Annotated in this window: 14 protein-coding genes; 4 read left to right on the top strand and 10 right to left on the bottom strand. The window is 63.8% G+C overall.

Going from position 1 to position 13,772, the window contains the following annotated elements:
• Positions 1-18 precede the first annotated feature (18 nt).
• The 4 genes from ACX0MV_RS11910 (at position 19) to ACX0MV_RS11895 (ending at position 2,388) form a co-directional block, all read left to right on the top strand.
• Entirely contained in the window at positions 19-621 is a 603-nt protein-coding gene (locus ACX0MV_RS11910) for a C40 family peptidase (protein ID WP_458982716.1), read from the top strand.
• Between the two features lie 171 nt (positions 622-792).
• Positions 793-1,323 carry a C40 family peptidase gene (locus ACX0MV_RS11905; RefSeq protein WP_458982715.1) on the top strand — a complete coding sequence of 177 codons (531 nt, stop codon included), beginning with the start codon at positions 793-795 and terminating at the stop codon, positions 1,321-1,323.
• A gap of 65 nt (positions 1,324-1,388) precedes the next feature.
• Complete coding sequence (locus ACX0MV_RS11900) at positions 1,389-2,051, top strand: O-methyltransferase (RefSeq protein ID WP_458982714.1); 663 nt, start codon at positions 1,389-1,391, stop codon at positions 2,049-2,051.
• Positions 2,052-2,067: 16 nt separating this feature from the next.
• Positions 2,068-2,388 carry a hypothetical protein gene (locus tag ACX0MV_RS11895; protein ID WP_458982713.1) on the top strand — a complete coding sequence of 107 codons (321 nt, stop codon included), beginning with the start codon at positions 2,068-2,070 and terminating at the stop codon, positions 2,386-2,388.
• Positions 2,389-2,421: 33 nt separating this feature from the next.
• Here ACX0MV_RS11895 and ACX0MV_RS11890 read toward each other — a convergent pair whose 3' ends face one another.
• From ACX0MV_RS11890 to ACX0MV_RS11845, 10 genes are all read right to left on the bottom strand, one after another.
• Positions 2,422-3,066, bottom strand: coding sequence for a response regulator (locus ACX0MV_RS11890; protein ID WP_458982712.1), 645 nt, complete (start codon positions 3,064-3,066; stop codon positions 2,422-2,424).
• Positions 3,067-3,335: 269 nt separating this feature from the next.
• Positions 3,336-4,394: a protein-glutamate methylesterase/protein-glutamine glutaminase gene (locus ACX0MV_RS11885; RefSeq protein ID WP_458982711.1), complete on the bottom strand. Its 1,059-nt coding sequence runs from the start codon at positions 4,392-4,394 to the stop codon at positions 3,336-3,338.
• 10 nt (positions 4,395-4,404) lie between these two features.
• Positions 4,405-5,211, bottom strand: a complete 807-nt coding sequence (locus tag ACX0MV_RS11880; RefSeq protein WP_458982710.1) for a CheR family methyltransferase — start codon at positions 5,209-5,211, stop codon at positions 4,405-4,407.
• Positions 5,211-5,720 carry a chemotaxis protein CheW gene (locus ACX0MV_RS11875; RefSeq protein WP_339410722.1) on the bottom strand — a complete coding sequence of 170 codons (510 nt, stop codon included), beginning with the start codon at positions 5,718-5,720 and terminating at the stop codon, positions 5,211-5,213. The genes ACX0MV_RS11880 and ACX0MV_RS11875 overlap by 1 nt, the downstream gene beginning before the upstream one ends.
• Positions 5,721-5,731: 11 nt before the next feature.
• Positions 5,732-7,372 carry a methyl-accepting chemotaxis protein gene (locus ACX0MV_RS11870; protein WP_458982709.1) on the bottom strand — a complete coding sequence of 547 codons (1,641 nt, stop codon included), beginning with the start codon at positions 7,370-7,372 and terminating at the stop codon, positions 5,732-5,734.
• A 10-nt stretch (positions 7,373-7,382) separates the two neighbouring features.
• The gene (locus ACX0MV_RS11865) at positions 7,383-9,599 is read right to left on the bottom strand and encodes a chemotaxis protein CheA (RefSeq protein ID WP_458982708.1); all 2,217 of its coding nucleotides are present in this window, start codon (positions 9,597-9,599) and stop codon (positions 7,383-7,385) included.
• Positions 9,600-9,611: 12 nt separating this feature from the next.
• On the bottom strand, positions 9,612-9,920 hold the full coding sequence (locus ACX0MV_RS11860; RefSeq protein ID WP_458982707.1) for an STAS domain-containing protein: 309 nt from the start codon (positions 9,918-9,920) through the stop codon (positions 9,612-9,614).
• A gap of 1 nt (position 9,921) precedes the next feature.
• Positions 9,922-10,287 (bottom strand): response regulator, encoded by a 366-nt coding sequence (locus ACX0MV_RS11855; protein ID WP_458982706.1) that lies wholly within the window; start codon positions 10,285-10,287, stop codon positions 9,922-9,924.
• A gap of 35 nt (positions 10,288-10,322) precedes the next feature.
• The gene (locus ACX0MV_RS11850; protein ID WP_458982810.1) at positions 10,323-11,057 is read right to left on the bottom strand and encodes a methyl-accepting chemotaxis protein; all 735 of its coding nucleotides are present in this window, start codon (positions 11,055-11,057) and stop codon (positions 10,323-10,325) included.
• Positions 11,058-11,533: 476 nt separating this feature from the next.
• Positions 11,534-13,705, bottom strand: a complete 2,172-nt coding sequence (locus ACX0MV_RS11845) for an ATP-binding protein (protein WP_458982705.1) — start codon at positions 13,703-13,705, stop codon at positions 11,534-11,536.
• Positions 13,706-13,772: the final 67 nt, after the last annotated feature.

The raw sequence follows: 13,772 nt of genomic DNA, 5'->3' as shown, positions 1-13,772 counted from the left end.
CCCGACACGGTCGTGCCCATGCTAAAACGCCTCGCACCCCTCGTGCCTATTGCACTTACCCTGGTTCTGGCCGCCTGTGCCAACCACACTCCCAACCCGCATTCGAACGTACCGAACGAGCCGGTCGTCGCCGTCGAGCCGGTGATGCTCAGCGACGAAGACGTAACGGCGTCGCTCGGCGAAAAGCCCTATGAGCTGCCCAATCTGGCCGACAGCATTCTCACCCACGGATTGTCCCTGGTGGGCACCCGCTACCGTTACGGCGGCAGTTCGGTGAAATCGGGCTTCGATTGCAGCGGCTTTATCGGTTATCTGTTCAAGGAAGAGCTTGGCATGCAGCTGCCGCGTTCGACCCGCGAAATGATCAACATCGACGCGCCTCTGGTCGAGCGCGAAGAACTTGAACCTGGCGATCTGGTGTTCTTCAGCACCAATGGCCGCGGTCGCGTCAGCCATGCCGGTATCTACCTGGGCGATGACCAGTTCATTCATTCCTCCAGCAGCCGCAGCGGCGGTGTGCGGGTCGATAGCCTGGAAGATCGCTACTGGAACCGTACGTTTATCGAGGCCAAGCGCGCGCTGGCATTGGCGCCAAGCGAGCCCGGCGCGCGCCATCCCTGAGTCCGCCCAGCAGGTCCTCGACCTGCTGGGCAGTGCTGCCAGCAACCTGGGATTCAGTCCGCGCCATTCGATCCTGATAGTTTTCAACGACCTGCCGCACAAAGCTAAAGCTTGCACTACGCAGCGCTAGCCGGCAGAGTGGGCGCATCCCGGTTCAGGGTTGCCTCGTCCATGACTGTTATCGCTCGTCTCGCCTTAGTTGCCCTGGTTGCGCTGCTCACCGCCTGCGCCGGGCACGCCCCCGCACCATCCTCCGCGCCACAACCCATAATCACTACTCCAATCGGCGGCCAGTCTGGCAATGCCCACGACGTGCTGTTTCGCGCATTGGGCTTGGTCGGTACGCCTTATCGTTACGGCGGCAACACCCCGGACGGTGGTTTCGACTGCAGTGGCTTGATCGGCTACGTCTACCGCGATGCTGCCGGCATACGTCTGCCGCGTTCTACCCGCGAGCTGATCAGCATGCGCGCCCCGGTGGTGGGGCGCGATGCACTGCAAAGCGGCGATCTGGTGTTTTTCGCCACCAACGGCGGGCGGCAGGTCAGCCATGCGGGCATCTATGTCGGCGAAGGGCGCTTCGTCCATGCGCCGTCCAGCGGCGGCACCGTGCGGCTGGACAGCCTCAGCAACACCTACTGGCAACGTACCTACCTGAACGCCAAGCGCGTGTTCAGCCCGGAGCTGGCGAGCAATCCCTGAGCGGCATCGCCGGGCTTGTCCGCTGCTGGCGCGCCAGCGCAGCACTTTGAATCGGCAGGCGACCTATGACCAATCGCACCCTCGATCTCGACGACAACCTCTACCGCTACCTGCTCGACGTATCGCTGCGCGAATCGCCGCTGCTCAGGCGCCTGCGCGATGAGACCGCACAGCTGAGCAATGCCCGCTGGCAAATTGCGCCGGAGCAGGGGCAGTTCATGGCATTGCTGGTGCAGCTGCTCGGAGCCCGGCGCATCGTCGAGGTCGGCACCTTTACCGGCTACAGCGCGATCTGCATGGCCGGCGCGATGGGTGCGGAAGGGCGCCTGGTCTGTTGCGATATCCCCGGCGACTACAACCGCGTCGCCGAACGCTACTGGCATGAGGCCGGCCTTGCCGAGCGGATCGAACTTCGCCTGGCGCCGGCCCTGGAAACCCTCGCCGCCCTCGAAGCGCAAGGCTGGGGCGCAAGCGTCGATCTGATGTTCATCGATGCCGACAAAGCCAACTACCCGCATTATCTGGAGTTCGCCCTGCGCCTGGTTCGCCAGGCCGGCCTGATTCTGTTCGACAACACCCTGTGGAGCGGTCGCGTGCTGGAACAGCAGCCGAGCAGCGCCGACACCCAGGCGATCCAGGCGCTCAACCTGGCCCTGAAGGACGACCAGCGTGTCGACCTGTCGATGCTGCCGCTTGGCGATGGGCTGACGCTCTGCCGCAAACGCTGAGCCGCCGGCAACCCGCATGCCCGACGCCATTCGCCTGCCGCCCCAGCCCGATCACTGCGAACTCTGCGCGCGGGCCGCGCCGCTCACTCGCCATCATCTGATACCCAAGGCCCTGCACGACAAGCCCTACGTGCAGAAACGCTACGCCAAGCACGAGCGCATCGCCGCCACGCTCTGGGTCTGTCGCGCGTGCCACAACCAGATCCATCGGCTGTTCAGCGAAAAGGAACTGGCGCTGACCTACAACAGCCGCGAGGCGCTGCTTGGCGACGAACGCCTGCGCACCTTCGTCGAGTGGCTCGCAACCAAGCCGGCCGGATTTATGCCCCGACACTAGCGACTGCCTATCCCCAAGGCAGCGGTCGGCCGCTCAATCGTCCAAATAGATAATGCCCGCCCGAACGGCGTAGAGAACCAGGCCAGGCACGTCGTGTATCTGCAGGCGTTTCATGATCTGCGCGCGATGGGCCTCGACGGTTTTCACGCTCAGGCCCAGACCGTCGGCAATGGCGCGGGTGGAAACCCCCCGGCTGATCAAACGCAGGATCTCGATCTGGCGCTGCGTCAGGGTGCGGTCCTCGGCCGCCTGGCTACGGGCTAGCGCCTGGGCGATTACCGGCTGAGCAATGGCCGAGCTCAGATAACGTTGGCCACGACCAACCGCGCTCAGGGCCATGTGCAGTTCGGCCACGGCAGCGTCTTTGAGCAGATAGCCGTAGGCGCCACCCTCCAGCGCAGAGAGCACGACCTTGGCCTCGGAATGCATCGACAGCATTAACACCCGCGACTGCGGCGCAACGGTTTTCAGGTGCTGCAAGGCGTCGATGCCGCTTAGGCCCTCCATGGTCACGTCGAGCAGAATGATGTCCGGCTGCAGCGCCTGAGCCTGGTTGATTGCCTGTTGCCCGTCCTGAGCTTCGCCAACGATCTCGTACCCGGGCAGGTCGTGGATCATCGCCCTAACGCCCGCGCGTATCAGCGCGTGGTCATCGGCCAGCAACAGCCGACAGGTCATCCGCTGACCTGCGTTGTCGTCGGATTGAATCGGTGCTGTTTCCAGGCATCGACGATGCGTTGCGTTCGAGTCATGGTTCACCCCCCTGGCGATTTGTTCTACTGGTAGTGAGTGGCATCCAGCCATGAAGGTTCGGCTGAATTTTGCCCAGTCGCAGTAGCAGATGACGAACTGTGAAGTTGCGCAAAAGTCGCTCGGCATTGCGCCGAATATTGCAGAGCGGTACTGACGGGCGGGCTGCGTTATCCCGGCGCAGTGTTCCGTAAAGGCTAGCTGGATGCGTATTGGATGATCAACCTGGGCAGGTTGTTCAAGGATTCGCAGCTCTGCGCCGCGTTCATGCGCAAGGCTTCCTTGGGCATGCCGAAGACCACGCAGCTGGCTTCGTCCTGGGCGACGGTGCGTGAGCCAGCGTCGCGCATGGCCAGCAGACCGCGCGCGCCATCGTCGCCCATGCCGGTCATGATCACCCCCAGGGCGTTGTGGGCGGCGTGCTTGGCCACGGAGCGGAACAGCACGTCCACCGATGGCTTGTGCCGGTTTACCGGAGGACCGTCGAGCACCTCGACGAAATACTGCGCGCCACTGCGTTTGAGCTGCATATGCCGGCCGCCGGGGGCGACCAGCGCCAGGCCGGAACGGACCCGGTCCATGTGCCGCGCTTCGCGCACTTCGATGGCACACACCTGGTTCAGCCGCTGGGCGAAGGCCGCGGTGAATTTCTCCGGCATGTGCTGGACGATGACGATGCCGGGACAATCCACCGGCAGCTGGCGCAGCACCACCTCCAGGGCCTGGGTGCCGCCGGTGGATGTGCCGAGGGCCACCACCCGGTCGGTAGTGGAAATCAGGATCGCTGCGGACGGTTCCGGCGCACGGGGCATTTCCCTGGCCGCTGACGCGGCGCCGTTCCGTGCCGGCATTGCGTGGGGATGGCTGCGCGCGGCGATTTCGATCTGCTTGATCAGCTCGCCGGAAAGTTGTTGCAGGCTCTCCTTGAGGCCGACCTTGGCTTTGGTGAAGACGCCAACCGCACCGGCCGCCAGGGCATCCAGGGTGATGGCTGCGCCCGCTTCGGTCAGTGTGGAGCAGATGATCGCGGGGGTCGGTCGTTCGGCCATGATCTTGCGCAGGAAGGTGATGCCGTCCATGCGCGGCATTTCCACGTCGAGCACCAGCACGTCGGGCCAGCGCTTGTGCATTTTTTCCAGGGCAAAGATGGGATCGGCCGCCTGGCCGATCACCTCGATGCTGGGGTGATTGGCCAGGCAGGCCGTCAGCACCTGGCGCACCAGTGCCGAGTCATCGACGATAAAAACCTTGATCATGCCGAATCCTTCATAAACGTTCGAATACGGATGGGCGTACGGTACGCAGCGGCAGGTTCAGGCCATGCAGGCTCTCCGCATGGCCGATGAACAACAGCCCGCCTGGACGCAAGCGTTCAACCAGGCGGGTGACGATTGCGCGCTTCTCGTCGGCGGCGAAGTAGATCAGCACATTGCGCAGGAAGATCACATCAAATTGGCCCAGCTCCTGGCGCAGAGGCCGGGTCAGGTTGACCTCGGCGAAGCTCACCCGCTGGCGTAACGGCTGAGCGACGCGAAACAGCCCGTCGCTGTCGCAGATGCCACGTAGGCAGTGGCGCTCTAGCCAGCCGGGAGGGAATTTCTGCGCCTGTTCGAGCTTGTAAACGCCCTGACGCGCCTGGTCCAGCACGCGGCGGCTTAGGTCGCTGGCAAAGATCGACCAGTCGCCCTTGGCCCGCTCGCAGGCGGTCATGGCCATGCTGTAGGCCTCTTCCCCCGATGAGCTGGCCGCGCTCCAGAGTTTCAGCGGGCCGCGCTGCTGCGCCAGCCAGTCGCCGAGCACCTGGAAATGCTGGGGCTCGCGAAAGAAATAGGTTTCGTTGGTGGTCAGCAGATCAATGACCTTGCGCCGCTCTTCCTGTTGCTGCGGGTCTTCCAGCAGGCGCAGGTAGTCGCCATAGCTGGTCAGCTCCAGGCTGCGCAGGCGACACATCAGGCGGCCGGCCATCAGCGTGCGCTTCTGTTCGGCCATGACGATTCCGGACGCCTCCTGCATCATCTGCTGGAGGCGGCGGAAATCGTGGTCGCTAAGCTTGGGCAGGTTGCTAGCCGGCATCAGCCAGCCTGCTGGGCCAGGCTCAACTGGCGAATATCATCCAATGAAAGCACCCGGCGCACGTCGAGAATGATGGTAAAGCCCCGGTCGTCGCGGGCCATGCCGGAGATGAAGTCGGTGCGCAAGCCGGCGCCGAACGGCGGGGCCGGTTCGACCTCGTCCGCGTCGATGTCCAGCACCGCGTCCACCGCATCGACCACCAGGCCGATGCGTTGTACCTGATCATCCAGCGGCAGCTCGATGATCACGATGCAGGTGCGCTTGCCCGGCTCGGTCAGCTCCAGGCCGAAGCGTGCCGCCAGATCGAGCACCGGCACCACGTTGCCGCGCAGGTTGATGACCCCATGGATGAAGCTGGGCATCATCGGCACCGTGGTGATTTGCCCGTACTCGATGATCTCGCGGATCAGTTCGATGGGCAGGGCGAAGCGCTCCTTGCGCACCCGGAACGACAGGTGCTGGATACTGCCGGGGGCGATTTCCGCCAACAGCGCGTGTTGTGAGTTCATGGCGGTCGGCCTCAATTGAAACTGACGAATTGGCCTTCATCTGCCGGCGCCGGAGTCGCCTTGCGGGCAACCTCGCGGTGCAACGGACGGACGTTGTTCGGCCGCGGCTCGACGCGCTGGGTTTTGCCGGCCGGTGCGTTGTCCAGACGGAAGTAGCTGATCAGTTCCTGCAACTGGCTGGCCTGGGCGTTCATCTCTTCGGCCGTGGCTGCCAATTCCTCGGAGGCCGAGGCGTTCTGCTGGGTGATCTGGTTCATCTGGCCCATGGCGATATTGATCTGCCCGGCACCCGTGCTCTGCTCCTGGGAAGCCGCGGTGATCTCCTGGACCAGGTCCGAGGTCTTCTGGATGTTCGGCACGATTTCATCGAGCAGGCGCCCGGCCTGTTCGGCCAGTTGCACGCTGTTGCTCGCCACACCACCAATTTCCTGGGCGGCTACCTGGCTGCGTTCAGCCAGCTTGCGCACTTCGGCGGCCACCACGGCGAAGCCTTTGCCATGGTCGCCGGCACGGGCGGCTTCGATGGCGGCGTTCAGGGCCAGCAGGTTGGTCTGGTAGGCGATGTCATCGATGATGCCGATCTTGTCGGCGATCTGTTTCATCGCCACGACCATTTCACGTACGGCGCGGCCGCCCTCGACGGCGTCGTTGGCCGCTTTGCCGGCGATGCCGTCGGTGATCTGCGCGCTTTCGGTGTTCTGCGAGATGGAGGCGGACATCTGCTCCACCGACGCGGTGGTTTCTTCGACGCTGGCGGCCTGTTCGGTCGAGGCCTGGCTCAGCGATTGCGAGGTGGCGCTGACTTCTTCGGAGGCCGATGACAAGGAGTCGGCGGCGCTGCGCACATCACCCATGACGCTGCGCAGGCGCTCGGTCATGTTCTGCATCGAGGCAAGCAGTTTGCCGGTTTCGTCGCGGCTGTCGACTTCAACCTGCACGCTGAGGTCGCCCGCAGCCAGGCTGTCGGCCACGCCAACGGCGCGGTTGAGCGGACGAACGATGCTGCGGGTGACGAAGATGCCGATGGCAAAGCCCAGCAGCGCGGCGATCACCACCAGACCGATCATCTGGGTGCGCGAGCTGAGATAAATACTCGTGATCTCGTCGTTGGCGGCGCTGGCGCTCTTGCGGCGGTATTCCACCACTTCGCTGAGCAGGTCATCGACCACCTTGCCGCGTTGCGAGAGCGCGGGCAACAGGTCGCTGACCGCAGTGCGTTCGGCCAGCTGACCGCTGCTCAAGTGCATGCTGAGTACCTGCTCGAGCGCCTGGTTGTACTGCTGCATGGGCTCGGTGAGCTTGCCGATCACGGCGCGACCTTCGTCGGTGGTGAAGCTGGCTGTTGCCTGCTCGACCAGGGCGGCGGTGTCCGCCATCGCCTTGCGGCTGGCCTGAGCGGCTGTATCGCGCTCTTCGACGGTGCTGGCGAGCAGCGAGCTGCGCAGCGCACGGCCGGCGATGATCAGGGTGTAGTTGGCGTTCTGAATGATGTTCAGGCCGACCAGGTCACGGCTGTACATGTCGTCGGACAGGTCGTTGACGTGGGCCAGGTTGCGAATGCCGATCAGGCCTACCGCGATGGTCAGGATAACCACCAGGGTAAAGCCGGCAATCAGGCGGACGCCGATCTTCATGTTTCGAATGAATTGCATGGTGGTTCTCCTAGATGCCCTTGAGCTCTTGACGCAGATGTGGGGTACGGGTCTCGGCCGACTGGCCGTCGATGTTCTGTTGCAGGTGGCGGAACAGGCTGGCGATATCGAGGATCAGGGCCACTTGCCCGGAGCCCAGGATGGTGGAGCCGCTGATGCCCTGCAGATGCTGGAACAGCAGGCCAAGCGGCTTGATGACGGTTTGCAGCTCGCCGTGCAGGCTGTCGACGATCAGCCCGGCTTGATGCCGGCCGAGGTTGACCACGACGATGTTGCGGCGCTTGCTGCGGCTGGTCGGCAAGCCGAAATGCGCGGTCAGGTCGACGCAGGGCAGGGGCTTGCCGCGCAGGCTCAGGTGGCCGTATTTGCAGTCTTCGAGCTGGTGGTGATCGAGCTCCAGGCATTCGGTCACCAGGTCCAGCGGAATCACGAAATATTCCTCGCCAAGGTTGACCAGGAAGCCGTCGATGATCGCCAGGGTCAGCGGCAGGCGAATGCGAAAGGTGCAGCCGACGCCGGCCCGCGAGTCGATTTCGATGCTGCCCCGCAGCGCGTCGATGGCGCTGCGCACCACGTCCAGACCGACGCCACGGCCGGACAGATCGGAGACGGCGTCGGCGGTGGAAAACCCGGCGGCGAAGATCAGCATGTGGATGTCATGTTCGGCCAGGTTGGCCTGCGCATCGATCAGGCCGCGGCCAATGGCTTTTTCGCGAATGCGTTCGGTATTCAGGCCATGGCCGTCGTCGGCGACCTCGATGACGATCATCCCCGACTCGTGAAAGGCGTTCAGGCGCAGGTGGCCTTCGGCAGGCTTGCCGGCAGCCACGCGCTGTTCGGCGGACTCGATGCCGTGGTCGATAGCGTTGCGCACCAGGTGCGTCAGCGGATCGGCCAGCTTGTCGATCACCGACTTGTCCAGCTCGGTGTCGGCGCCGCGGATTTCCAGGCGGATGTCCTTGTTCAACTGCTGGCTGACGTCGCGAACGACGCGGTGGAAGCGGTTAAAGGTGTCGCCGATTTCGATCATGCGCAGCTTCAGCGCCGCTTCGCGAATCTGCTCGACGTGCTGGTTGACCGTTTGCGCACTTTCGATGCACTGGCTGTTGCCCTGGGTCTGCGCATGCAGCTGGGCACCGGCCGCGCTGATCACCAGTTCGCCGACCAGGTTGATCAGTTCGTCGAGCTTGTGCGCGGCGACGCGAATCTGGGTGCTTTCCTGGGCCTTGCGATCACGCGACGACTGCTGCTTGGCCAGTGCGGCGTTGACCGCTTGCGGCGCCACCAGACCTTCCTGTACCAGCACCGCGCCCAGGGCCGGTTTCAGTTCGCTGGCTTCGGCCTGCACCGCAAGGCCTTGCTGCAATTCGTTTTCGGTCAGCAGGCCGCTGGCGACCAGGATGCTGCCGACCCGTGCGTCGGTTTCTGGCAGCTCGTGAATCAGCTGCAGGTAGTCGTCCAGCGCACTGTTCGGCGGCAGGATGCGCAGGGTGCAGAACTCGCGGATGAATTCGAACACATCCTCTATCTCGACTTTGCTCGCGTTGCTGCACAGGTCGATTTCAAAGCCCAGGTAGCACTGCTCGGGGTCGAGCTCAGCGAGCACCGGCAGGGTGTCGTCCATCACCTGCAGGTTGAGGATTTCGCCGAGGCGCTGCAGGTAGCGGATAAAGGCCGCCGGATCGAAGCCGTTGCGCAGCAGCTCGCCATCGAAACGCAGGGAGATGTGCCAGGCGCCGTCGGCATCGCAGCTCGAACAGCGCTCCAGGCGACCGCGGTTCTGGCAGTCGGTGTCGAGGGTATCGATCAGTACCAGGGGTGCCTCGACGCCGCTGTGCTGGTTAAGCGCGGCGAGCAGTTCTTCCTGGTGCGTGGTGTCGACCGGCAGATCGCCGCTGCTGGCGTCGATCAGACCGACCATCGAGCCGATCTCGTCGAGGCAGCGCAGCATCACCGAAATCAGCGGCGGCGACAGCTGGCGATGGCCGTCACGCACGGCCATCAGCAGGTTTTCCAGGTGGTGAGTGAAACTGACCAGCGGTGTCAGGGAGAACAGGCCCGCCGACCCCTTGAGGGTATGCATGGCGCGGAACAGACCGTTGATGGCGTCCTGGTTTTCCGGTTCCTGGTCGAGCTGCAGCAGGTACTCCTCGGCCTGTTTGGTCAGGTCGTGGGCCTCCTCGATGAAGCCCAGCAGCAACTGGCTCCATTGTTCTCCGTTGAGCATCGTGTCGTCCTGTCAGGCTGTTTGAGCGGAGGGGTACAGGGCCTGCAGGCGCAGCAGGTCGAGCAGATCGCGCACCGCGTCGGCCGGTTGCAGCAGTTGCAGCTCGGCGCCGCGTTGGCGCAGGTGGCGGTCGAGGGCAAGGAGCAACTGCACGCCGGCGCTGTCCAGCTCGTCCAGCCCCTGCACGTCGAGTGTCCAGGGCCCGGGTTCGGCGTCGCAGCTGGCGGCCAGCAAGGCCTGGTGGGCGTCGCGGGCTTCGTAGATGGTCAGGCTGCCACTGAGGCTGCGATTGTCGGTGTCGCGCGTATTTAACTGGTACATGTCAGCTGGCCAGCTTGTCGACGGCCGCGAGCAATTGCTGCGGCTGGAATGGCTTGACGATCCAGGCTTTGGCCCCGGCCGCCTGGCCTTCGGCTTTCTTGCCCTGCTCGCTTTCGGTGGTGAGCATCATGATCGGCGTGAAGCGGTATTCGTTGCGGGTCTTGATCTCCTTCACCAGGCCGATGCCGTCGAGGTTGGGCATGTTCACGTCGCTGATGATCAGGTTGATCTTCTGGCCGTTGAGCTTGGTCAGCGCGTCGCGCCCGTCGACCGCCTCGATGACCTGATGGCCGGCGCCGGTCAGGGTCATCTTGACCAGCTGACGCATGGAGAGTGAGTCATCGACGATAAGGATTGTTTTGGCCATGGGGCGGGGCTCCGGCGGGTAGGCAAGGGGACGTATCAGAAAAAGGTGACTTCGTTCTGGCTGCTGCGGCCATTGGCGCCTGCAGGCTTGCCGCCGCGCTCTTCGTCGGTGGTGAACTGATGGCGCAGCTCGTCCAGCCACTGCTGCGGCCGGGCGATGATCGGGTCCTGCTGTTCGACGGCACGCTGCAGGCGCTCGAGGTCCAGCTGCAGGTGGTCGAGCATCTGGTCGGTACGGTCCTGGAACTGCAGGCTGACGACGATTTCCTGAATGTCGGCCTGGGTCGTGCGGGCGCCCTGTTGCAGATCGCGGGAGGTTTCGGTGAGTGACTCGAGGTTGCCGCTCAGGCTCTGCATAATTTCGCCGGCAACCTGGTCGAGGTAGCGCAGGTTGTTGACCTCATTGCTGGAGAGTTCATCGGCGGCGCTGACGGTGGAGCGGATGGCCTTGTTGATCTCGCCGACCTTTTCCACCATGCGCTGGCCGGTCTCTGCGGACAGGCTGGAGAGCTTGCGCACCTCATCGGCGACCACCGAGAAACCGCGGCCATATTCGCCGGCGCGGGCCGCCTCGATGGCGGCGTTGAGGGCGAGCAGGTTGGTCTGGCTGGCGATGTCCTGCACGTGCTTGGACATGGCCTGCAGTTCGCTGGCATAGCTGTTGAGGTGGCTGATGGTGGCGAGCAGTTCGTTCTTGTGCACGCTGGCGGCGTGGAAGGCGCTGGTGACTTCATCGAGGCTGCGCTGGGCCCGACGCAGGCTGTCGGTCATGCCGGTATCGCCGATCACGCCATCCGAGCGCACCAGGGTCTGTTCCAGGCCCTGCGCCAGGCTGGCGAAGCGCTCGAACAGCTGGCCGACGTTCTGGTTCAGCAGTTGACGCACCTGCCCGAGGTTCTGGTTCCAGGCTGGCAGTACGGCAATCAGCAGCGGCTCGCAGCTGGGCGGGGCGGGTGCTTCGATGGGCGCCTCGGCCGGTTCGAGCGCCGGTTTTTTCGGGCGCAGCAGCAGGGCGGCGATTGCCGCCAGTATGGCGCCGGCAGCTGCAACCCAGGGCAGGTCGAAACCAATGCCAGCCAGACAGACAACAATTCCCAACCACAGAGTGCAATAGGCCAACACGGCGACGTTCCCAGCGAGGTTCAAGTGCTGGAGACAATAGGACTCGCTGCGTCATGGCGAAATCGGGGAAACCCCTACATCACGTAGGGGGAAGAAACCGGCCAGCCGAGGGGTGTGGCGCTCGGCTATTCGCCGTCGAGCAGGCTGCGTACCCGCACGCTGAACTCTTCGATGCCGAACGGCTTGGTCAGCAGCGCCGTGCCAGGCAGCTTGATGGCCTGGTCGAGTCCGGGGTCCTTGGCGAAGCCGGTGATGAACAGCACCTTGGCATTTGGATGGATATCGCGGATCGCCTCGGCCAGGCGCATGCCGTTTATCGCGCCGGGCAGGCCGATGTCGGTGACGATCAGGTCGATGTGCGGCATCTTCTTGCTCTGCTTGAACGCCGAGGTGCTGTCGATGGCTGCCACGGCGCGGTAGCCCAGTTCGCGCAGCAGTTCGAAGACCAGCTGGCGGACCACGACTTCATCGTCCACCAGCAGCACCACTTCGCCCCTGGCCATTGGCAGATCGAGCATGGCGTTGATGTCCAGGGCATCGTGCTCCTGGCTTTCCGGCAGTTGCGGAAAGTACATGGTGACCGTGGTACCCACGCCCAACTGGCTGTGAATGCGCACCTGCCCGCCGGACTGCTGGGTAAAGCCGTAGATCATCGACAGGCCCAGGCCGGTGCCTTCGCCGGTCTGCTTGGTGGTAAAGAACGGGTCGAACGCGCGGGCCACCACCTCGGGCGACATGCCGGAACCGTTGTCGGTCACCGCAATGCTGACGTAGCCGCCGGGCGCGAGCTGGTATTCCATTGCCTGCTGTTCATCCAGCACCACATCGCGGGTTTCCATGATCAGCGCGCCGCCAAGCGGCATGGCGTCACGGGCGTTGATGGCCAGGTTGATCAGTGCGTTCTCGAGCTGGTTGGGGTCGCAAAGGATATTCTGCCGGGCGCCCAGCTTGCTCGTTACCGTAATGTTCGGCCCCACGGTACGGCGAATCAGTTCCTCGAGCTCGACCACCACCTGGCTCGACTGCAGCTGCTTGGGTTCCAGCGCCTGCTGGCGGGAAAACGCCAGCAGGCGATGGGTCAGCGCCGCCGCACGCTTCACGGTGCGCACCGCGAGGTTGTTGTAGCGCGCCAGGTCATTGAACTTGCCGCTGTCGATGCGCAGTTGCATCAGCTCCAGGCTGGTCATGATGCTGGCCAGCAGGTTGTTGAAGTCGTGGGCGATGCCGCCGGTCAACTGACCGACCGCTTCCATCTTCTGGCTCTGGCGCAGCTTCTCTTCGGCTTCGGCGCGCTGGCGCTGTTCCGATTCGAGTTTCTCGGTACGGTCGGCAACCCGCTGTTCGAGGGACTCGTTGGCTTCGCGCAGCGCCGCTTCGAGCTGCATGCGTTCGCGAATGTCCTCAACGGTGCCGTACCACTGCACGCATTCGCCGCGCACGTCCACATCAGGAAAGGCGCGAACCCGAAACCAGCCATAGCTGCCGGTCTTGGTGCACAGGCGCACCCGGACGTCGAGGGGTTTGTGGCTGATGATGCAATCAGCCCATTCCCCGTAGACGCGGGTGCGATCTTCGGTGTGGATCAACGCTCGCCAGTTACTGCCGAAGATGTCCGCACGGCCCAGCCCCGTGGCTTCCAGCCAGCGATCGTCGACATAGGTGATCTCACCACGGGCGTCGGCGCCCCAGAGCAGCTGCGGGTTGAGCCGCGCCGAGATGCGGTAGTGGCGCTCGCTCTGGCGCAGATTAGATTCGACGCTGACGATCCGCGCCATGGTGCGCTGGCGCTCCACTGCGGCGGCGATCAGGTTGGCGTAGCTCTGCAGGAAATCGATGTCGTTGTCGGTGAAGGCCCGTGGCACGCGGCTATCGACTTCAAGGATGCCAAACGGGGGTTCGTCTTCCGCGCCAAGGATGAGCACGTTGACGAACGCCTCGACGCCGTGGTCGAGAAGGAAATCGTGGTAACGAAAACGGGTTTCCGTGGCGACGTTGGCAGAAACGACCGGCGCGCGGGTGGCCAGTGAGTAGGCTTCCGGTGAGCCTGGGGATGCCGTCAGGCGAAGCTCGCCGACGATGCCGGGCTTCCAGTGGACGCCGGCACGGACCAGCAGGCTGTTGCCGTCGTTGCCGATCTGGATCACCTTCGCCAGGTCGGTATCCAAGGCTTCCCTGACCAATTTGCAGCTTTCAGCGAAGATTTTATCGAGGTCGTCGGACCGCAATGCAAACTTGCCGAACTCGGCCAGCACCTTCTGTTGGCGCAACAAGGTCTGATCGTCGTCTGTGATTTCCATAGTCCCGCTCTGCCATTGCATTCTTTTTGGACCCGCCCTGGCCGCTTTGTTCAGCCTAATTGCACAA

It is taken from the genome of Pseudomonas cistanchae, assembly GCF_054483635.1.
This window is presented reverse-complemented; position numbering and strand designations above follow the sequence as displayed.

Bases quoted from the DNA above. Each gene is read 5' to 3' on its own strand.
- ACX0MV_RS11910 (WP_458982716.1), top strand. From the start codon at position 19: ATGCTAAAACGCCTCGCACCCCTCGTGCCTATTGCACTTACCCTGGTT.
- ACX0MV_RS11905 (WP_458982715.1), top strand. From the start codon at position 793: ATGACTGTTATCGCTCGTCTCGCCTTAGTTGCCCTGGTTGCGCTGCTC.
- ACX0MV_RS11900 (WP_458982714.1), top strand. From the start codon at position 1,389: ATGACCAATCGCACCCTCGATCTCGACGACAACCTCTACCGCTACCTG.
- ACX0MV_RS11895 (WP_458982713.1), top strand. From the start codon at position 2,068: ATGCCCGACGCCATTCGCCTGCCGCCCCAGCCCGATCACTGCGAACTC.
- ACX0MV_RS11890 (WP_458982712.1), bottom strand. From the start codon at position 3,066: ATGACCTGTCGGCTGTTGCTGGCCGATGACCACGCGCTGATACGCGCG.
- ACX0MV_RS11885 (WP_458982711.1), bottom strand. From the start codon at position 4,394: ATGATCAAGGTTTTTATCGTCGATGACTCGGCACTGGTGCGCCAGGTG.
- ACX0MV_RS11880 (WP_458982710.1), bottom strand. From the start codon at position 5,211: ATGCCGGCTAGCAACCTGCCCAAGCTTAGCGACCACGATTTCCGCCGC.
- ACX0MV_RS11875 (WP_339410722.1), bottom strand. From the start codon at position 5,720: ATGAACTCACAACACGCGCTGTTGGCGGAAATCGCCCCCGGCAGTATC.
- ACX0MV_RS11870 (WP_458982709.1), bottom strand. From the start codon at position 7,372: ATGCAATTCATTCGAAACATGAAGATCGGCGTCCGCCTGATTGCCGGC.
- ACX0MV_RS11865 (WP_458982708.1), bottom strand. From the start codon at position 9,599: ATGCTCAACGGAGAACAATGGAGCCAGTTGCTGCTGGGCTTCATCGAG.
- ACX0MV_RS11860 (WP_458982707.1), bottom strand. From the start codon at position 9,920: ATGTACCAGTTAAATACGCGCGACACCGACAATCGCAGCCTCAGTGGC.
- ACX0MV_RS11855 (WP_458982706.1), bottom strand. From the start codon at position 10,287: ATGGCCAAAACAATCCTTATCGTCGATGACTCACTCTCCATGCGTCAG.
- ACX0MV_RS11850 (WP_458982810.1), bottom strand. From the start codon at position 11,057: ATGACCGACAGCCTGCGTCGGGCCCAGCGCAGCCTCGATGAAGTCACC.
- ACX0MV_RS11845 (WP_458982705.1), bottom strand. From the start codon at position 13,705: ATGGAAATCACAGACGACGATCAGACCTTGTTGCGCCAACAGAAGGTG.